At 65.6% G+C, this 19,070-nt stretch carries 20 protein-coding genes and 1 tRNA gene; 11 read left to right on the plus strand and 10 right to left on the minus strand.

Going from position 1 to position 19,070, the window contains the following annotated elements:
- Positions 1–65: 65 nt before the first annotated feature.
- The 4 genes from ACGHN1_RS12060 to ACGHN1_RS12075 form a co-directional block, all read right to left on the minus strand.
- Complete coding sequence (locus ACGHN1_RS12060) at positions 66–1,379, minus strand: sensor histidine kinase (protein ID WP_390551251.1); 1,314 nt, start codon at positions 1,377–1,379, stop codon at positions 66–68.
- Between the two features lie 94 nt (positions 1,380–1,473).
- Positions 1,474–2,151 carry a response regulator transcription factor gene (locus ACGHN1_RS12065; protein WP_390551098.1) on the minus strand — a complete coding sequence of 226 codons (678 nt, stop codon included), beginning with the start codon at positions 2,149–2,151 and terminating at the stop codon, positions 1,474–1,476.
- Between the two features lie 111 nt (positions 2,152–2,262).
- Positions 2,263–2,577, minus strand: a complete 315-nt coding sequence (locus tag ACGHN1_RS12070; protein ID WP_390551099.1) for a PepSY domain-containing protein — start codon at positions 2,575–2,577, stop codon at positions 2,263–2,265.
- Between the two features lie 74 nt (positions 2,578–2,651).
- On the minus strand, positions 2,652–3,380 hold the full coding sequence (locus tag ACGHN1_RS12075) for an SIMPL domain-containing protein (protein ID WP_390551100.1): 729 nt from the start codon (positions 3,378–3,380) through the stop codon (positions 2,652–2,654).
- Between the two features lie 119 nt (positions 3,381–3,499).
- On the opposite strand from ACGHN1_RS12075, the gene ACGHN1_RS12080 reads away from it, so the two are divergent.
- Genes ACGHN1_RS12080 through ACGHN1_RS12090 form a run of 3 tightly spaced genes read left to right on the plus strand, consistent with a single transcriptional unit; the run spans position 3,500 to position 7,502 of the window.
- Positions 3,500–5,071 carry an amidohydrolase family protein gene (locus ACGHN1_RS12080; RefSeq protein WP_390551101.1) on the plus strand — a complete coding sequence of 524 codons (1,572 nt, stop codon included), beginning with the start codon at positions 3,500–3,502 and terminating at the stop codon, positions 5,069–5,071.
- 41 nt (positions 5,072–5,112) lie between these two features.
- On the plus strand, positions 5,113–6,924 hold the full coding sequence (locus ACGHN1_RS12085) for an ABC-F family ATP-binding cassette domain-containing protein (RefSeq protein WP_390551102.1): 1,812 nt from the start codon (positions 5,113–5,115) through the stop codon (positions 6,922–6,924).
- The gene (locus tag ACGHN1_RS12090) at positions 6,921–7,502 is read left to right on the plus strand and encodes a uracil-DNA glycosylase family protein (RefSeq protein ID WP_390551103.1); all 582 of its coding nucleotides are present in this window, start codon (positions 6,921–6,923) and stop codon (positions 7,500–7,502) included. Before ACGHN1_RS12085 ends, ACGHN1_RS12090 begins: the two co-directional genes overlap by 4 nt.
- Here the strand turns inward: ACGHN1_RS12090 and ACGHN1_RS12095 are convergent.
- A complete protein-coding gene (locus ACGHN1_RS12095) occupies positions 7,499–8,080 on the minus strand; it encodes a glutathione binding-like protein (RefSeq protein WP_390551104.1) in 582 nt (193 codons plus the stop codon). The two genes, ACGHN1_RS12090 and ACGHN1_RS12095, sit on opposite strands and share 4 nt — an antisense overlap.
- A gap of 70 nt (positions 8,081–8,150) precedes the next feature.
- Positions 8,151–8,618, minus strand: a complete 468-nt coding sequence (locus tag ACGHN1_RS12100; protein WP_390551105.1) for a DUF6456 domain-containing protein — start codon at positions 8,616–8,618, stop codon at positions 8,151–8,153.
- 87 nt (positions 8,619–8,705) lie between these two features.
- On the opposite strand from ACGHN1_RS12100, the gene ACGHN1_RS12105 reads away from it, so the two are divergent.
- Together ACGHN1_RS12105 and ACGHN1_RS12110 are read left to right on the plus strand one after the other, a co-directional pair.
- The gene (locus tag ACGHN1_RS12105) at positions 8,706–9,278 is read left to right on the plus strand and encodes a helix-turn-helix domain-containing protein (protein WP_390551252.1); all 573 of its coding nucleotides are present in this window, start codon (positions 8,706–8,708) and stop codon (positions 9,276–9,278) included.
- Positions 9,275–10,474 carry a glycosyltransferase gene (locus tag ACGHN1_RS12110; RefSeq protein WP_390551106.1) on the plus strand — a complete coding sequence of 400 codons (1,200 nt, stop codon included), beginning with the start codon at positions 9,275–9,277 and terminating at the stop codon, positions 10,472–10,474. The genes ACGHN1_RS12105 and ACGHN1_RS12110 overlap by 4 nt, the downstream gene beginning before the upstream one ends.
- A gap of 5 nt (positions 10,475–10,479) precedes the next feature.
- Here ACGHN1_RS12110 and secF read toward each other — a convergent pair whose 3' ends face one another.
- From secF to yajC, 3 genes are read right to left on the minus strand one after another with little or no spacing between them, the layout of a single operon-like run.
- Positions 10,480–11,460 carry a protein translocase subunit SecF gene (gene secF, locus ACGHN1_RS12115; RefSeq protein WP_390551107.1) on the minus strand — a complete coding sequence of 327 codons (981 nt, stop codon included), beginning with the start codon at positions 11,458–11,460 and terminating at the stop codon, positions 10,480–10,482.
- A 13-nt stretch (positions 11,461–11,473) separates the two neighbouring features.
- On the minus strand, positions 11,474–13,072 hold the full coding sequence (gene secD, locus ACGHN1_RS12120) for a protein translocase subunit SecD (protein ID WP_390551108.1): 1,599 nt from the start codon (positions 13,070–13,072) through the stop codon (positions 11,474–11,476).
- Positions 13,073–13,085: 13 nt separating this feature from the next.
- Positions 13,086–13,409: a preprotein translocase subunit YajC gene (gene yajC / locus ACGHN1_RS12125; RefSeq protein WP_390551109.1), complete on the minus strand. Its 324-nt coding sequence runs from the start codon at positions 13,407–13,409 to the stop codon at positions 13,086–13,088.
- Between the two features lie 203 nt (positions 13,410–13,612).
- On the opposite strand from yajC, the gene ACGHN1_RS12130 reads away from it, so the two are divergent.
- The 5 genes from ACGHN1_RS12130 to accC all read left to right on the plus strand — a co-directional run bounded on the left by ACGHN1_RS12130 (position 13,613) and on the right by accC (position 16,592).
- Positions 13,613–13,689: transfer RNA gene (locus ACGHN1_RS12130), tRNA-Pro, on the plus strand.
- A gap of 117 nt (positions 13,690–13,806) precedes the next feature.
- Entirely contained in the window at positions 13,807–14,220 is a 414-nt protein-coding gene (locus ACGHN1_RS12135) for a holin family protein (protein WP_390551110.1), read from the plus strand.
- Between the two features lie 25 nt (positions 14,221–14,245).
- On the plus strand, positions 14,246–14,680 hold the full coding sequence (aroQ, locus tag ACGHN1_RS12140) for a type II 3-dehydroquinate dehydratase (protein ID WP_390551111.1): 435 nt from the start codon (positions 14,246–14,248) through the stop codon (positions 14,678–14,680).
- A gap of 72 nt (positions 14,681–14,752) precedes the next feature.
- Positions 14,753–15,235 carry an acetyl-CoA carboxylase biotin carboxyl carrier protein gene (accB, locus tag ACGHN1_RS12145; protein ID WP_390551112.1) on the plus strand — a complete coding sequence of 161 codons (483 nt, stop codon included), beginning with the start codon at positions 14,753–14,755 and terminating at the stop codon, positions 15,233–15,235.
- 7 nt (positions 15,236–15,242) lie between these two features.
- Positions 15,243–16,592 (plus strand): acetyl-CoA carboxylase biotin carboxylase subunit, encoded by a 1,350-nt coding sequence (gene accC / locus ACGHN1_RS12150; RefSeq protein WP_390551113.1) that lies wholly within the window; start codon positions 15,243–15,245, stop codon positions 16,590–16,592.
- 36 nt (positions 16,593–16,628) lie between these two features.
- Here accC and ACGHN1_RS12155 read toward each other — a convergent pair whose 3' ends face one another.
- The gene (locus ACGHN1_RS12155; RefSeq protein WP_390551114.1) at positions 16,629–17,093 is read right to left on the minus strand and encodes an Lrp/AsnC family transcriptional regulator; all 465 of its coding nucleotides are present in this window, start codon (positions 17,091–17,093) and stop codon (positions 16,629–16,631) included.
- Between the two features lie 241 nt (positions 17,094–17,334).
- Between ACGHN1_RS12155 and ACGHN1_RS12160 the strand changes: the two genes are divergently transcribed.
- On the plus strand, positions 17,335–19,023 hold the full coding sequence (locus tag ACGHN1_RS12160) for a sensor histidine kinase (protein ID WP_390551115.1): 1,689 nt from the start codon (positions 17,335–17,337) through the stop codon (positions 19,021–19,023).
- Positions 19,024–19,070: the final 47 nt, after the last annotated feature.

Below are 19,070 nucleotides of genomic sequence, written 5' to 3' on the forward strand. Positions count from 1 at the left end.
TAGGCGTGCGGCTTTGAACCAGGTCTGAACCCCGCAATACATTGCGATACAGCGCGATACGCGACCTATTGGCTGCGTGGCAGGCTGAGCAGCACCATCAACCCGCCGAGGTCCTCGCTCTCGTCGAGCTCGACCGAACCGCCGTAGATCTCGGCGACGTCGCGCACGATCGCGAGGCCGAGTCCGGTTCCCGGTTTGCCGGTGTCGAGCCGCGCCCCGCGGTCGAAGATACGGCCGCGCTCTTCCTCGGGAATGCCGAGGCCGTCGTCCTCGACCCAGATCACGCATTGCCGCGAACCGGCTTCGGCATCGACCGTCACGAAAACGCTGCCGCCGCCGTATTTTGCGGCGTTCTCGATCAGATTGCCAAGAATCTCGTCGAGGTCCTGGCGCTCGATCGCCACCATCGCACCGCGGTTTCCGGCGATGTCGAATCGGGTGTCGGGATAGAGACGTTCGACCGCGCGGCGGACCGCCTCCGCGCTTTCGCAGACCGCGGTGCGGGCATGGCCGACCGCGCGGCGGCCAACCGCGCGCGCGCGGGCAAGATGGTGGTCGACATGGCGCTGCATCGTGCGCGCCTCGCGGATGGTTGTGTCGGCGAGATCGTCGGCCCGTGCGGTCGCGGCATTGGTCAGGACAGTGAGCGGGGTCTTGAGCGCATGGGCGAGATTGCCGGCATGGGTGCGCGCCTCTTCCGCCTGGCGGTTGGTATGGGCGAGCAGTGCGTTGATCTCCTCGACCAACGGCTCGACCTCGAGCGGCAACGGCTCCTCGATGCGGTCGGCACCGGTGGCGCGCAGGTTCTGGATCGCCGCGCGTACTCGCCGCAGCGGACCGAGGCCGAACCAGTTCTGCAGCACCGCCATGCCGAACAGACCGAGGCCGAGTACGGCAAAGCTCCAGATGAGGATCGAGCGAATGCGGGCGATCTGGAAATCGAGTTCCTCGCGGCTGGCGGCGACGGCGAAAGACCATATCGTGTTGCTGCCGGGCAGCATGACCGAACGTTCGGCGATGCGCAGCGGCTCGCCGGAAAACTGTCGCGAATCATAGAGATGCATCCCGTCGTCGCTATGATAACCACGAACATCGAGACTGCGGTCCCACAGACTGCGTGAAGGATAGTCCTCGCGACCCTCGCCGCGAATCTGCCAGTAAAGCCCCGAATTGGGCTCGAGAAAGCGCTGGTCGCCCATCGGACGGATGAAATAGACGTCGCCCGTATTGTCGAGCTCCGCGGAAGAGATCATCGCGGTCAGCATGTATTCGAGCTGATCGTCGAAATTTTCCTCGACCAGGTTGGTCAGGGTCCGGTCGAGCGCGAAACCACCGGCCAGCAGGAGGATCACGATCCAGCCGGCGGCGATGGCCATCATCCGCCCGGCCAGGCTGCGCTTGGGCGTGGCCGCGGGCGGCGTCCTGCCCACGCCGATCACCTCGTCTCCCGCGGGAGAGGTAGGGATCGCCGCGTCAGGCGCGCGGCTGGTCGGCTGGATCGTCGAGCGAGTAGCCAAGGCCGCGGATCGTGGTGATGACATCCGCGCCCAGCTTCTTGCGGATGCGAGTGACGAAGACCTCGATCGTATTGGAATCGCGGTCGAAATCCTGATCGTAGATGTGTTCGATCAGCTCGGTGCGGCTGACCACCTTGCCCTTGTGGTGCATGAGGTAGCTCAGCAGCTTGTATTCCTGCGCGGTCAGCTTGACGGGCTCGCCCTCCAGCGTGACCCGGCCCGAACGGGTGTCGAGCCGCACGGGTCCGGCGGTCAGTTCGCTCGAGGTGTTGCCCGAGGCGCGGCGGATCAGCGCGCGCAGGCGGGCGATCAGCTCCTCGGTCTGGAACGGCTTGGCGAGATAGTCGTCCGCCCCGGCATCCAACCCAGCGACCTTGTCGGACCAGCTGTCGCGCGCGGTCAGCACCAGGACGGGAAACTTGCGTCCTTCCTTGCGCCACATGCCGAGCACTGTGAGACCGTCGATCTCCGGCAGGCCGAGGTCGAGGATCACGGCATCGTAATCTTCGGTGCTGCCGAGGAAATGGCCATCCTCGCCGTCGGTCGACAGATCGACGGCGTAGCCGTTCTGTTCGAGTGTCGATTTGAGCTGCTTGCCGAGTGTCGGTTCGTCCTCGACGATCAGGATACGCATGGCCCGGACTGTCCCCTCATGGTCTGGTGTCGGCGACCGCTGTGGTCTGTTGTGGCAAACGCGTCAATCAGACCGCGGTTTCCGCTGTACAGAACGCTTCGACAGAGGCGATCAGTTGCTGCGGCCGATGACCCGGCCCGTGCGCGCATCGACATCGATGAACACCACGCGGCCGTCGCGGATGAACTTGAGGCGATAGGCCATGGCGGTGGGGTCGTAGGCGAAGCCGAGATACTCCGCATCCCGCATCGTGGGAAGGATACGCGCCTCGATCTCGCGCGAGCGCATGATGTTGCCCGCGCGCATTTCCTTGCGCGCATCCGCCTGATCGGAACGCGACTGCGCGGATGCCGGCACCGCGGCGCCGGTGATCGCGAGCGCGCCCAGCAGCACCGAGGCGAGGGTCGAAACAAGAAATCCTTTCATGATGCCGCCGTGACTAGGCTCGTGGCATTGAACAAGATGTGAATATTGCTGAAGCTTTCGCGCAAGCCCAGGGCTCAGCGCGTCATCTCGTATGTCAGCGCGATCGCCACTCCGGTCGCGACGACACCCGGTGCCACCGGTGGCGCCGGCGCAGCGGACTGCAGACGCGCGCCGGTAACGACGATGGCGTCGCTTTCCATGCGCTCCCTGCCACTCGAACGAATGGCCTCAGCGACCTGGATCAGGCGCACCCCGCGGTAGCCGGCGATGCGGGCGTAGTCCTCTGCCTGCCGCTGTCCGCGCTCGAGGGCGCGGCGGCGGGCGGTGGCCTTGGCCTCGACGTCGTTCTCGATGGAGAAATAGGGCCCGTTGATATTGGTGGCGCCGGCCTCGACGAAAGCGTCGAGAACTTCGCCCACCCGGTCGATTTCGCGCAGCTTGACCGTGACCTGGTTGCTCGCTTGATAGCCCAGGAAGCGTGGAGATTGGCCATTGCGATAGTCATAGCGCGCATTGAGATTGATCCGTGCGGTCTGGATATCCTCCTCCGGAATGCCCAGCGCCCGGATCAGCCTGACGAGCCGGTCCATCTCCGCCGAATTGCGCCGCAGCGCCTCGACCGCCGTGGGGGCATCGGTGGTCACTCCGGTTCCGACGGTGGCGACATCGGGCTCGACCTCGATCTGCTCGTAGACCGACAGCTCGACGACGGGGCCTTCGGTCTGGATCTGCACTTCGGCCGCACCGGCCGGGGCGGCCGCGAAACCGAGCGCCGCGAACGGCAGCAGGACGTTTCGGATCATGGACATTCCTCCTGTCTGTGTGTTGCGGCTACGTATCATGACCGGGGCGGTTCCGGCCGCCGGCGTGCTTTCCATGCGAGGACCCCGTCGCTAGACCAGCGGCGAGGGAGTTATTCCGAATGATCATACGCACGATCCTCGCCGCGCTGGCGAACATCTCGTTCGCGGGCGCCGCTCTGGCCCAGCCGGCGATGGAACGCGTACCCGACCGCTTCGAGGGCGAAGGTGCCGGGCCCTACGGCAGGCTCCTGATCCAGGGCGCGACCGTGATCGACGGGACGGGAGCGCCGCCGTCGGGACCGGTCGACATCCTGGTGGAAGGCAACCGGATCGCCGCGCTCTATCCGGGCGGTGCCTCGCAGGAGATCGCCGGTGGGGCCGACCGGGTGATCGATGCTGAGGGCATGTACGTGCTGCCCGGCTTCGTCGACACCCACGGCCACAACGGCGATCCCGGCAAGGCTGCCCAGCCTTCCTACGGCTATCGGCTGTGGCTCGCGCACGGCGTTACCACTGTGCGCGGTGTCTCGCTCTATTTCGGGCCGAACACCGACCTCGAGGATGCGGCGCGTAGCCGCGCGAATACCATCGTCGCTCCGCGCTTGGTTCCGTATGCCGCATTCGGCGATAAATGGGACGGTGGGCCTGTCGACAGCCCGGAAAAGGCGCGTGCCTGGGTCCGCTGGGCGAAACAGGCCGGGTACGACGGCGTCAAGTTCTTCACCATGCCGCCCGCCATTCTCGAAGCCGCGCTCGAGGAGATCGAGGCCCAGGACATGGGCAGCGTCGCTCACCTGGCCCAGATGGGTGTCGCGCAGGTCGATGCCCGCCGGGCGGTGGAAATGGGCATGGACGGGATCACCCATTTCTACGGTCATCTCGAGAGCCTTCTCGCCGACAATGCACTGGTCCGGTACCCGGCCGACTACAACTACCAGGACGAACAGTCCCGCTTCGCCTGGGTCCCGCGGCTCGCCGATCAGATTGTGGAACCAGGCAGCGAGAAATGGGACGAATACGTCGATTTTCTGGTGGAGAGCGGGGTCACGCTCAGCCCCACCTTCAACATCTATTCCGCCAGCCGCGACGTGATGCGCGCCCGCACGCTCGAATGGCACGAAAAATATACCATTCCCTCGCTTATGGATTTCTACGAGCCGAGCCTGACCAACCACGGCAGCTACTATCACGACTGGACCACCGAGGACGAGGCCGCTTGGCGCCGCTTCTACCGCCCGTGGATGGAGCTGACCCGCAATTTCCACCGCAAGGGTGGCCGGGTGACGGCGGGTTCCGATCCCGGCTACATCTACCAGACCTGGGGCTTTGCCTATATCGCCGAGCTCGAGATGCTGCGCGAGGCCGGGCTGAGCCCGCTCGAGGTGATCCGCGCGGCGACACTGGCAGGGGCGGAGGAAATCTACGAGCCGAAAGGCATCGCCCCGCCCTTCGGTTCGATCGCAGTGGGCAAGCTCGCCGATCTGGTCATCGTTCCCGTCAATCCGCTCGCCAACCTCAAGGTCCTCTACGGCACCGGCCACAAGCGGCTGAACCGACAGACCAATCGGATCGAAAGCGTCGGCGGCGTGCGGTGGACGGTGAAGGACGGCGTGGTTTACGACGCACCGGCATTGCTGGAAAGCGTGGCGCGGATGGTTTCGGAGCAGAAGGCCCAGCGCGGCACTCCCTGAGGCTTGCAGGCCGGAGGTCCCGCCCCTAACTCGCCAGCCCCATGGCCCAGCCCCCGATCCTCAGCCTCGAAGGCATCGCCCTGCAGCAGGGCGGCAAATGGCTGTTCGGCGGCGCGCCCGGCGAGGATGCCGCGCCGCTCGATCTGCATATCGGCGCGCGTGACCGGCTGGCGCTGATCGGGCGCAACGGCGCGGGAAAGACCACCTTGTTCCGGCTGATCAAGGATCGGATCGAGCCCGACCGCGGGGCGCGCAAGGTCAAGCCCGGAACGCGGATCGTGCTGCTGGAACAGGAACCCGACCTGTCCGGCCATGCGACGCTGATGGACTGGGCTCTTACCGGCGAGCATCCGCCCGCGATCCACGAAATCGAGGCGATCGCCGGCCAGCTCGGCATCGATATGGAGACGCCGGTGGAGGGCGCGAGCGGCGGCGAGATACGCCGCGCCGCCATCGCCCGCGCACTGGCGCAAGACCCCGACCTGCTGCTTATGGACGAGCCGACCAACCATCTCGATCTCTCCGCGATCGACTGGCTCGAGAGCTGGCTCGACCGCTACAAGGGCGCCTTCCTCGTCATCAGCCACGACCGCACCTTTTTGAAGCGCCTGACCCGCGCCACGCTGTGGCTCGACCGGGGCACGATGCGGCGCAAGGAAGTCGGCTTCGGCGGCTACGAAGCGTGGGAGGAGCAGGTCTATGCCGAGGAAGCGCGCGCGGCGGAAAAGCTCGACGCCAAGCTGAAGCTCGAAGCGCACTGGCTCGAGCGCGGCGTCACCGCGCGGCGCAAGCGCAACCAAGGGCGGCTGGAGAGGCTGTGGCAGATGCGCGCCCAGCGCGCTTCGATGATCTCGGGCGGCGGCACCGCCAAGCTCAAGCTCGCGACCGAAGAGGACTTCAAGAGCAAGTCCGTTATCGTCGCGGAAAACATCGCCAAGAGCTACGACGGTCGAGCGATCATCAGGCCGTTCAGCCTGCGCATCCAGCGCGGCGACCGGATCGGCATCGTCGGCGCCAACGGCGCGGGCAAGACCACGCTGCTCAAGATGCTGACCGGCGAACTCGCACCCGACAGCGGCAAGGTCGACATCTCCAGCAAGCTCACCGGCGTGATGATCGACCAGCAGAGGAAGCTGCTCTCGCCCGACAAGACGGTGCGCGAGGTGCTGGCGGAAGGTGGCGACTGGATCGACGTCCAGGGCCATCGCAAGCACGTTCAGGCCCATCTCAAGGACTTTCTGTTCGACCCCAGGATCGTCGAGACCAAGGTCGGCATTCTCTCGGGCGGCGAACGCAGCCGGCTGCTGCTGGCGCGCGAATTCGCTAAGGCTTCGAACCTGCTGGTGCTCGACGAGCCGACCAACGATCTTGACCTCGAGACGCTCGATCTCCTCCAGGAAGTCATCGCGGATTACGAGGGCACGGTGCTGATCGTCAGCCACGACCGCGACTTCCTCGACCGGACCGTCACGGTTACGCTCGGCCTGGATGGAACTGGCAAGGTCGATGTGGTCGCGGGCGGCTACGAGGACTGGGAGAAGAAGCGCCGCGAGCCCGTCGAGCGCAACGAGAAGACGGGGAGCGGCGACAAGCCCTCGCCTGCGCCTCCTCCTTCCCCGAAATCGACCAAGCTCTCGTACAAGGACCAGCGCGATTACGAGCTGCTTCCGCAGCGTATCGAGGAACTGGAGGCCGCGATCGCGAAGGGGGAGGCGATCCTGTCCGATCCCGGCCTCTACGCCGCCGATCCGCAGAAATTCGCCGCCATCTCCAAGGGGCTCGAAAATGCCCGCGCAGAGAAGGATGCGGCCGAGGAACGCTGGCTGGAGCTCGCCGAACTGGTTGAAGCGTGAGCGGCGAAGAGGCGCTCGCCCGCGAAATCGCCGGCTGCCGCGCCTGCGCCGCTCACCTGCCCCACGGAGTGCGACCGGTGGCAAGCTTCTCGCCCACCGCGCGGCTGCTGATCATCGGCCAGGCGCCGGGCTCGAAGGTCCACGAAAGCGGGATCCCCTGGGACGATGCCAGTGGCGACCGTCTGCGCGAGTGGACCGGCCTTTCGCGCGACACGATGTACGATCCCGCGCGCGTCGCGCTCGTACCGATGGGGTTCTGCTATCCGGGCAAGGCCAGCGGCGGGGACAAGCCGCCCCGCCGCGAATGCGCGCCGCTGTGGCACGAGCGGGTCCTCGCCCTGCTGCCCGAGGACCGGCTCACGCTGCTGGTCGGCACCTATGCGCAGGCGCGCTATCTGCCCGAGGCGCGCAGGCTGACCATGACCGAGCGGGTGCGAAGCTTCGAGAGCTTCCTCCCGAGCTTCCTGCCCCTCCCCCACCCGGCCTGGCGCTCGACGATCTGGATGCGCAAGAATCCGTGGTTCGCGGAGGACGTTCTGCCGGTCCTGCGGGACCGCGTCGCGAGTATCGTGAGTTAGGAGAGCCCCTCGTCCGCCATGGCCTGCTTGACGGCCTCGCGCTGCATGTTGCGCTCGCGGAAATCCTTCATTTCCTGCGGCAGTTCGATGCCGAACTTGTCGGCCCATAGCAGAGTGACGAAGAGGTAGTTGTCGGCCACCGTCGGACCGTTCCCGACCAGCCAGTCGTGGCCTTCCATCAGATCGGCGGCGAGGCGGTATTTCTTTGCCAGACCGTCCTTGGCCTTGGCTTGGCGCTCATCGCTGTCGCCGCCGAACAGCGGGTGATAGCCGCCGTGGATTTCGGTGCCGGTGAAGCCGATCCATTCGAGCATCCGGTAGCGGTCCGTGCCTTGGGGCGGCGCGCCCATGCGATCGGCCACATAGGCGAGAACCGCGGGATTTTCCGTGAGCAGCCCCATATCCTCGGTCTCGATCGCCGGCACGTAACCGCGCGGACTGATCTTGTAGAAGTCCTCGCCGTTCTCGGTCTCGTGTTTCTTCAAATCGACCTTCACGGTTTCGTGTTCGATGCCGCCTTCGATCAGGGCGATGTGGCTGGCGAGGCTGCAGGCGCCGGGCGAGTAATAGAGCTTCATGGTGTATCCTTGGTTCGCATGGGGTATGCCCGACCAACGGAGGCGGGCGGGATTGGGTCCGCCCCAAAGTCTACAGACGATAGAAATCCCCGACCCGGTCCAGTGCCAGCCGCAGCACCAGCTTGCCGCTGCGGGCGGGCCATGCCAGCGCCCTTTCCGCATCGGGCAGGCTTTCGCAGGCACACACCACGCGCCACAGTACGTCCTTCAAACCCCGACCTGCCTCGGCCATCGCGCCTTCGAACCGCTCGCGCGCGGCGATCTGCGCTTCGGAGGGGGAAAGACCGCCTCCCGTCGTCTTGGCGCGCACCGGGTCCCAGCGCATGGTTATCGACGGGGCGATCTGCGCGCGCTCGTAATCGGCCCGCAGACGCTCCCCGGCATCGAATTGCCGCTCGTCGAGATGCCCGCGGGCGTGAAGCCACGACAGGGGCGGTTCGGCGAGATTGACGGTGACGCTGCGCCTTCGCCGCCGCACCGTTCCGCCGCGTCGGGGGCCTTCCTGAGTAAGTTCGCGTTCGACCAGTGTCCGTTTCATATTCATTCCTCGCTACCCAGCAAGCGCTTGCAAAATGGTTGTCCATGTAGGAAAGTGAAAACCGATCTGGTTATTCAGGGGAACATCGTGATCAACCGCATCCGCGACATTCGCCAACAGAAGGGCTGGACACTGGCCGATCTCGCAGAAGCTTGCAGTCCGCCGACGACACCGCAGACCGTTGGCCGCCTTGAGACCGGCATGCGCAACCTCTCCCTCAAGTGGATGGATCGGCTGGCCGCGGCGCTTGACGTCGATCCCGAACTGCTGGTTCGCTCGGAGAAAACGGACCATCCCAAGATAGTCGCCAGGCTGACACAGACCGGCCCCCAGGCACTTCCGGCTCCGCGCGACGCGATCCTCGCCACCGACCTCGGCGGCGACGGCCTACTGCTGGTGCTCGATATCGAATATCCGCACGGCGAATATCGTCCCGGAGATCAGCTGTGGTTGCGCCAGATCGCGCCCGAGCAGTCGTCCCGCGCGATCAACCGCGACGTGCTGATTCCCAAGAAGGGCGGAAACTTCGCTTTCGGTCGGTTGATCGATCGGAAAGGCGATCTCGTGGGCATTCTGCCACCCGGCCATGGCCAAAAGCAGGAGGTGGTGAAGAATCCCGCCTGGATCGCCGTCGCCGAGATGCTGGTCCGCCGCTTGTGATTCCGGACAAGACCCACCGCGTCCTCGTCCTTTCGACCCTCTGGCCCAATGCAGTCCATCCGCGGTTCGGCACCTTCGTCGAAAGCTCGATAAAGGCGCTGAACCGGGAAACCGCGTGGACCCCGGTGGTCGTCAATCCGATCGGCATCCCGCCGCTGGCCTTGGGTCGATACCGCGAAATGGCCAATGCGGCGCGCGGCGGGCAAGAGGGCGGACTTCAGGTCCATCGGCCGATCTTCCGCCTCGTGCCTCTCGTGGGTGCGCGTCGCAATCCGGCGGCGATCGCCAAGGCCGTCCTACCGCTTGCCCGGCGGCTCCACGCCGAGCAGCCCTTCGACCTTGTCGATGCGCAATTCTTCTGGCCGGACGGCCCCGCGGCCGCGCGGATCGCCGACGCGCTCGGCCTGCCGCTCTCGATCAAGGCGCGGGGGGCGGACATCCACTATTGGGGCGGTAAGCAATATGCCCGGCGCGCAATGATCACCGCCGGGCGCCAGGCCGCCGGTCTGCTCGCGGTCTGCGAGGCGCTGGCCGCAGACATGGCGGAGATCGGCTTCGAGAGGGCAAAAATCGCACTGCACTACACCGGCCTCGATCGCGACCGCTTCCGGCCGCTCGGTCATCACAGCCTCCGCCGCCGCCTCGCCGAGGAGCTGGGCCTGTCGATCGGCGAAAACGAAGAATTGCTGGTTACGGTGGGCGCGCTAATTCCTCGCAAGGGGCAGGCCCTGGTCATCCGCGCCTTGCCCGGCCTACCCGAAGCGCGGCTTCTGTTGGTCGGCAAGGGTCCCGACGAGGCGGCTTTGCGCGAACTGGCGACCGGTCTGGGTGTGGCGGACCGAGTGCACCTTCTGGGCACGCTCGATCACGATCTGCTGCCACTGATCCTGTCCGCGGCCGATGCCATGGTGCTGCCCTCGGCCAGCGAGGGATTGGCGAATGCCTGGATCGAGGCGCTGGCCTGCGGCACGCCGCTGGTCATTACCGACGCCGGCGGTGCACGCGAAGTGGTCACCGGTCCGGAAGCGGGCGTGATCGTCGCACGCGATGCGGAGGCGGTGGCCGAGGGGATACGGCTGGTGCTCGATACGCGCCGCGATCCGGAAACGGTCGCGTCGGCGGCCGAACGCTTCAGCTGGACGGCAAACGGCCGCGCGCTGGGGGACCATTACGACCGGCTGATCGCCGGTCGATAGACCGGTCAGACCTCGCCGCGCGCCCGCTTGTCCTGCCGGTCGATATCGCTTTCCTGCGGCACGAAGCTGCTCGACGTGACGCCGAGCCACACGAGAATGGGTGCGGCCATATAGATCGAGCTGTAGGTGCCGACGAAGATACCGAGGGTGATCGCCGCAGTCAGCCCGAACAGGCTTTCCGGGCCGAACAGCAGCAGCGGGACCAGTGCGATGAGCAGGGTCAGCGACGTCATCACCGTTCGCGCCAGAGTTTCGTTGACCGACAGATCGAGCAGTTCGGGCAGCGGCATCTTGCGGTATTTCTTCAGGTTTTCGCGGATGCGATCGTAGACGACGATCGTGTCGTTGAGCGAATAGCCGATGATCGCCAGGATCGCGGCGATGATCTGAAGGCTGAATTCCATCTGGAACAGCGCGAACATCCCCAGCGTCAGCGACACGTCGTGGAACAGCGCGAACAGGCCTCCGGCGCCGAACTGCCATTCGAAACGCACCCAGATGTACAGCGCCACGGCGAGCATGGCCGCGATCAGTGCCAGCGTGGCATCGTCGCGGAACTCGCCCGAGACCTTGCCGGACACCGAATCCACCCCGTCGATGCGGACGTTGGGATGACCGTCGCGCAGCGCCTCGGTGATGTTCTCGGTCATCCGGTCGGCGAATTCCTTGTCGCCTTCCGCCTCGGGCGGCAGCTTGATGCGGATCGAGATCTGGTTCGCCTCGCCGAAGCGCTGGATGGTGGGATTTTCCACCGTCGGCAGCGCGCTGACGTTCTCGCGCACCTCGGCGATCGGAGCCTCGGCCTCGCCCACGAAAGTAGCGCGGATTTCCTGGCCGCCGGCGAAATCGACACCGTAATTGAGCCCCTTGGTGAACACCAGCGCCCAGCTCGCCGCGATCAGCAACAGGCTGACCACGAAGAACGGCATCCGGTATTTCAGGAATTTGAGGTTGGTGTCGTCGGGGACGAGCTTGAGCAGTTTCATTCCGTCGCCCTCCTTACAGCAGGATGTCTTTGGGTTTGGTCCGGCGCAGCCAGCCCGCGACCCACATGCGGGTCAACGTGACAGCGGTGAAGACCGAGGTGAACAGGCCGATGACCAGCACCACCGCGAAGCCCCGAATCGGGCCCGAGCCGAACAGGAACAACAGCACGCCGGCGATGAAATTGGTAACGTTGGCATCGTAGATCGCGCGGCTGGCTTCCTTGTAGCCGTTCTCCACAGCGGCGACCACGCGTCGCCCGCGCTTCCGCTCCTCGCGTATGCGCTCGTTGATCAGCACGTTGGCGTCCACCGCCGCGCCGATGGTCAGCACGAAACCGGCGATACCGGGCAGCGTCAGCGTCGTGTTGAGCGCCGCCATGATGCCGAGGATCATCAGGACGTTGATCGCCAACGCGATCGTCGCATAGACCCCGAACCTGCCGTAGGTCGCGATCATCAGGACGACGACGGCGACAGTGCCGATCAGCATCGCGATCATGCCCTTGCGGATCGAGTCGGCGCCGAGATCGGGGCCGACCGTCCGCTCCTCGATCACCGCCAGATCGACCGGCAATGCGCCCGAGCGCAGCGAGATCGCGAGATTGTTCGCGGTATCGACGGTAAAGCCGCCCGAAATCTGCGCGCTGCCGCCGAGGATGGGCTCGTTGATGTTGGGCGCCGAAAGCACCTTGTCGTCGAGAATGATGGCGAAGGGCTTGTTGACGTTCTCGGTCGTCAACTGAGCGAACCGCGCCCCGCCCTGCTGATCGAAGGTGATCGACACCACGGGTTCGTTGTTCTGCGGATCGAAGCTCTGCTGCGCCGCGACGAGATTGTCGCCGCGTATCCCGCCAAGTCGCCGGACCGCGAGGAACTGGCCCTCGCTCGCCGTTCCCTCGGCATAGGGGAAGATCTCGCTACCCGGGGGCGCGCGGCCCTCGGCGACATCGGTGGGAAGCGCTGTCTGGTCGACCAGCTTGAATTCCAGCCGCGCGGTCTGCCCGAGCAGCGCCTTGAGTGCCTCGGGGTCCTCGAGGCCGGGAACCTGGACCACGATGCGGGTATCACCCTGGCGGATAATCGTCGGCTCGCGGGTACCGAGCGCATCGATGCGCTTGCGCACGACCTCGGTGGCGCTGTCCATCGCGTCGGTCACCGCCTGGTCGAGCCCGGCCTGGGTCTGATTGAGGACGATGCGGTTGCCATCCATCACCTGCAGGTCCCATTCCCGGATCAGCCCTGTGCCGTTGACCATCGGCAGCAGCAATTCGCGGGCCCGGTCGATGTCCGAGGGATCGTCGAGCATGAAGCTCAGCCGACCGTTGGCGGTCGAGACATCGCCGATACGGATGCGCGGTTCGGCCTGCCGCATCGCGCCGCGAACCGCCTCCTCCATGTTCTCGAGCCGCTGGGCGGCGACCTGGGACTGCTCCGCCTCGAGCAGGATGTGACTTCCGCCAGCAAGGTCGAGGCCGAGATTGACCATCGGGTCGGGCAGCGCATCGGGCCAGCGCTGGCCGGACAGCGAAGCGAGCGACGGCAGCGCAGCGAAGATGGCAATGGCAGTGAGCAGCCACAGCCAGGTTTTCTTCCAGGTCGGAAAGTCGAGCATCGCGTGGGCCGCCTCAGTCGTTCGCGGCTTTGGCGCCGGCGGGCGGAATCACGTCGCCGATGGTGTTGCGCACCGCCTTGACGGTCATTCCCTTCGCCAGTTCGATCTGAACGTAATCGTCCTCGACCTTGACGATCTTTCCGACCAGCCCCCCGGCGGTGACGACCTGATCGCCGCGTTTGAGACCGGAGACCTTCTCCTGATGCGCCTTGTGCTGGCGCATCTGCGGGCGGATGATCAGGAACCAGAAGATGGCGATCATGCCGACTATGGGCAGCCAGCTCACCCATGACGGGGGCGGAGCGGCGCCGGAGGCGGCAGCGAGAATATCGAGCATTGGGTGAACCCGTCCAGAAAAACCAAGTTGGAGCGAAATGGGAACGGCAAGGTCCGCGTCAAGCGGCCGCGCACGATCCTCGTATCGCCGGAAAACCGCGCGCGCCTAGCAGCAATGCGGGAATGGAGCAACGGATTGCGACCGGGCTGGTATGCGGCTTGCCAGTGCCGACGACCGCGCCTATAGGCCCGCGCTCCACTGCTCGGGAAGTAGCGCAGCCTGGTAGCGCATCACACTGGGGGTGTGGGGGTCGCAGGTTCGAATCCTGTCTTCCCGACCAGTGGAATTTCTACCCTCCATTGTTGGATCGACCCTGTCGAGACAGACGGCTTGGTTAGACGCCTTTCCTACATTAACCGATACGGTTATCTCGCTTCAGACTAAGCGGGAGACCATCATGGCATTCATCGAATCGCTCATCGGACCGATCGCCTCGATCATCGACAAGATCATTCCGGACAAGGAAGCGCGCGCCAAGGCCAAGCTGGCGCTGCTCGAACTCGAGGGCACCCACGAACTCAAGCTCGTGGAAGCTCGCCTGTCGGCGATCGTCGCCGAGGCGAATTCCGCCGACCCCTGGACCAGCCGTGCACGCCCCAGCTTCCTCTACGTCATGTACGCGCTGATCCTGTTCGCCGTGCCGATGGGCATCATCGCGGCTTTCGACCCGATGACGGCACGCGCCATCGGCGAGGGGATGACCGCCTATCTCGGCGCGCTGCCCGACGCGCTCTATGCTCTCTTCGGCACCGGGTATCTCGGCTACACCGCTGCTCGCCAGTGGGGCAAGGTCAAGGGCGTGGACGCCTAGGCCCGGTCCGCGCTAACGCGACCAAATGACCGCCACCGTCTTCCTCCTCAACGGCCCCAACCTCAACCTGCTCGGCAGCCGCGAGCCGGACATCTACGGTTCGCAGACGCTCTGCGACATCGAAGCCATGGTCCGGGATAGGGCGAACGATCTCGGGCTCGCCGTGGATTTCCGCCAGTCCAACCACGAGGGCGATCTCGTCGACTGGCTGCACGAGGCGCAACGCGAGGGCGCGAGGGCGGTTCTGCTGAATGCCGGTGCCTATACCCACACCTCCATCGCGCTGCTCGACGCGATCAAGGCGATCGCGGTTCCGGTGATCGAGGTCCACCTGTCCGATCCGGGCACCCGCGAGCCGTTTCGGCACCATTCCTACGTCGCGATCGCCGCGGTAGCGACGGTGCAGGGTCTGGGCGCACAGAGCTACATCGTCGCGCTGGAGAAGGTCGCCGCGCTCTGACCCTCCGCACCAGCCCTTGCCAGCACCGCGTAGCAGTAGCATAGCGCCGGCCACGCAACACCAAGGACCAGCATGGCCGAAACCAAGCGCAGCGCCGGACGCAAGCCCGGTATGGATGTCGACACGAAACTGGTGCGCGAGCTCGCCGACATGCTCGCCGAGACCGGACTTACCGAGATCGAAGTAGAGGACGGCGCGCGCAAGATCCGCGTTTCGCGCGGTGCCGTCGCGGCTGCCGCGGCGCCTGCCCCGGCAAGTGCCCCCGCAACGGCCGCCACCCCGTCGCCTCAGGCGGAACCTGCGAACCAGCTTCCAGACACGGCGGGCGCGATCAAATCGCCGATGGTCGGGACGGTCTATCTCGCCCCCGAGCCGGGCGCGGCGGATTTCGTCAAGGTCGGCGACAGCGTCGCGGAAGGGGAGACTCTGCTGATCGTCGAGGCGATGAAGGTGATGAACCCGATCAACGCCGACAAGTCGGGTACGGTGAAGGCGATCCTCGTCGACAATGCCCAGCCGGTGGAGTTCGACCAGCCGCTCGTCGTGATCGGCTGACATTCTCATGGCAATCGAACGCATATTGATCGCCAATCGCGGAGAAATTGCGCTCCGCATCCACCGCGCCGCGCACGAGATGGGCATCGAAACGGTGGCGGTGCACTCCACCGCCGATGCCGATGCCATGCATGTCCGGCTGGCGGACCATGCCGTGTGCATCGGCCCGCCTCCGGCGAGCGACAGCTATCTGAACGTCGCCAACATCATTTCGGCGGCCGAGATCGCGCATGCCGACGCCATCCATCCCGGATACGGCTTCCTGTCCGAGAACGCCAAATTCGCCGAGATCGTGGAAGCCCACGACATCGCCTGGATCGGGCCCAAGCCCGAACACATCCGCACCATGGGCGACAAGGTCGAGGCCAAGCGCACCGCGGGCAGGCTTGGCCTGCCGCTGGTGCCCGGGAGCGACGGCGCGGTCGCCGATTTCGATCAAGCCCGCGCGATCGCCGCCGAGATCGGATATCCCGTGATCATCAAGGCGGCGAGCGGTGGCGGCGGGCGCGGGATGAAAGTCTGCCAGGCCGAGGAACAGCTCGAAACGCTCATGCGCCAGGCAGGCAGCGAGGCGAAGGCAGCCTTCGGCGACGCGACCGTCTATATCGAGAAATATCTCGGCAATCCGCGTCATATCGAATTCCAGGTGTTCGGCGACGGGCGTGGCGGCGCGATCCACCTCGGCGAACGCGATTGTTCGCTCCAGCGCCGCCACCAGAAGGTGCTCGAGGAGGCCCCCTCTCCCGTGCTCTCCACCGAAGAGCGAGACCGCATGGGCGAAATCTGCGCGCAGGCCATGCGCGACATGGGCTATCGCGGAGCCGGAACGATCGAATTCCTGTGGGAAAACGGCGAATTCTACTTCATCGAGATGAATACGCGCCTGCAGGTCGAACATCCGGTGACCGAGATGATAACCGGGATCGATCTGGTCCGCGAACAGATCCGCATCGCCGACGGCAAGGACCTTTCCTGCCGGCAAGAGGACATCGAGTTTCACGGGCACGCGATCGAATGCAGGATCAACGCCGAAGACCCCTGGACCTTCGCTCCCAGTCCCGGGGAAGTGACCCATTACCATGCCGCTGGCGGCATGCATGTCCGCGTCGATAGCGGGCTCTACGCCGGCTACCGGATCCCGCCTTACTACGATTCCATGATCGCCAAGCTGATCGTCTTCGGCCGCACCCGCGAACGCTGCATCATGCGTTTGAAGCGGGCTCTGGAGGAAATGGTGGTCGAAGGCGTGAAGACCTCGATCCCGCTGCACCAGCAATTGCTGCAGCAGGACGACGTGCTGAGCGGCGATTATTCGATCAAATGGCTCGAGGAATGGCTCGCGGAGCGCGAGGGCTGACCGGCCTTCCCGCGGCGGCCGGCCGTATGCGTACCGTCATTCCAGCGGAACTCCGGGTCGAAGCTTGCTGGTCCGGATCGTCAGCGAGGTCTTGACGCTCGCGACATTGGGGGCAGGCGTCAGCTTGCTGGTGAGGAATTCCTGGAAGCTCTGCAGGTCCCGGCTGACGATCTTGAGGATAAAGTCGATCTCGCCGTTCAGCATGTGCACTTCGCGCACCTCGGGAAGATCGTGCACCGCCGCCTCGAACTCCCGCAAGGCGTCCTCGGCCTGACTCTTGAGGCTGACCATGGCGAATACCGTGATCGAGAAGCCAAGCTTCGCCGGATCGAGCTCGGCGTGGTAGCCCCGGATCACTCCGGCCTGTTCGAGACTGCGGACCCGGCGCAGGCACGGCGGCGCGGTCAGTCCAACGCGTCCGGCCAGTTCCACGTTCGTGACCCTGCCCTCTTCCTGCAATTCGGCAAGCAGGCGCCTGTCGATCTCATCCAGATTTGCCATAATTCGCGTCCCCCAAAAAAACCGGCAGATCGCGCGTTTCGAAGCCTTTCGCCGAAAGGATCGCAACGGATCGATACGCATGCCGACAATATTATTGTTTCTGCCAGCAATTGTCCCGCTTTGCAACGCGACGGGGTAACGCTGCGTTCAGCCTGTTTCTTTGAACGCCGTAGAGCGCCATAGTGGAGAGGAACAGTCGAGGGCCCGCTTTCCGCTTCTGCCCTCGTCCTGCAGGAAACAGATGCTCTTCGACGACCGCCTCGCCACCGTATTGCGCCACCGCGCCCAAGGCGAACTGGCGGCACGCACCCAATTCCGCCAATTGCTGGACCTGCTGGGCAACGCCGCGAGCGATGCCGACGAAGGATTGATTGCCGCGGCCCGGCTGCGATTGCATGCGCTCGCCGGTATGATCCCGGCAAGCGAGCGCGCGCGGCTCGTGGGCGATGCCGGCGCAAGAATCCGCAGCCCGGACCTCGTCGCACTGCTGGCCGCGGACGAACCGGACATCGCCGGCGCGGCGCTGTCTCGCGTCCGCCTCTCCGACGCACAATGGCAGCAGCTGATACCGGAGCTTCCGGTGCGCGCGCGGGGTTTTCTGCGGCATCGCCGCGACCTGCCCGCCGGCGCGGTCGTTCTGCTCGACCGTCTCGGCGTTCAGGATCGCGCTCTTCCCGAGCCTGCCACCACAAAGCGCGAACCCGGTGTCGTCGAAAGCCCGGCCCCCGCAAAGTCGTCCGCAGACCATTCTCCGAGCGATCGCAGTTCCGACGTCAGCATCGGCGCGCTTGTCGAGCGGATCCAAGCTTACACGAAGGCGCGCGCATCGGGCGAGACTGCGGGCGATGCACCGCGCCTGCCCCTCGACGGCGAAGAGCCAGGCCCACGGAAGCGTTCTGTCGATTCCTTTTGCGCAGGGATCGACGTGCGCGGCCGGGTGGAGATAGCCGACGCGGGCGTGGCGCCGATGGTGGTGGGGACCGATCTTCTCGGCGCCGCAACCGGTATCCGATCGATCGGAAGCGACTTCGCAATGGCGTTTCGCGAACGTCAGCCCATCCGCGAGGCGCAGATCGTGCTCGCCGGCGCCCCGGCGATCGCCGGAACCTGGCTCGTCGATGCCACCCCGCGCTTCAACCGGTCCGACGGGCGTTTTCTCGGCTACGCCGCGCGATTGCGCCGCCGGGTGGAGGAAAGTGCCGCCCAGCGGGCCGAAAGCGCCGCCGATCGCATCCGCCAGCTGCTGCACGAATTGCGCACGCCGGTGAACGCCATCCAGGGCTTCGCCGAGGTCATCCAGCAGCAGATCTTCGGCACGACCCCGCACGAATACCGGGCGCTTGCCGCTGCGATCGCCGGGGATGCGGCGCGCATGCTCGCCGGCTTCGACGAGCTCGACCGTCTTGCCCGATTGGAAAGCCACGCCCTGCGGCTCGAGCCGGGACGGAGCGATTTCGCCGCGATCGCCCGCGCGCAGGTCGACCAGCTGCAGAATGTGCTCTCGGCACGGGTGTCGCGGTTCGAGCCGCAGTGGCCCGATGGTCCGGCGACGCTTCCGGTGACCGACGACGAGGCCCAGATCCTCGCCTGGCGCATTCTCGCGACCCTCGCCTCCACCGCCGGTGCCGGGGAAGCCCTGCCGATCGAAATGCGGGTGGAAGAGGAGACGATGGCAATGTCATCCACCCTCCCGGCATCGCTGGCAGCGGCGGAGGATATCTTCGCCACGGAGACCAGACCGGGCGGCGGTGCGGTAAGCGCGGGCATATTCGGTGCTGGTTTTGCCCTCCGGTTAGCCCGGGCCGAGGCTCGCGCGGCAGCCGGCGATCTGGTTCGCGTCGACGACCGCCTGCTGCTGACGCTGCCGCTCTTGACCGCAAGCGGCGTCGACCCTAGCCAGAGCCGCGAACCGGACCGGGCTTCGGGCTAGCGTCCAGGCTGCGTTCGCGCAGCGACAGGGGGCCAGGCATCGCCGAC

The sequence above is a fragment of the Qipengyuania sp. MTN3-11 genome, from assembly GCF_042851825.1.
Classification (GTDB): domain Bacteria; phylum Pseudomonadota; class Alphaproteobacteria; order Sphingomonadales; family Sphingomonadaceae; genus Qipengyuania.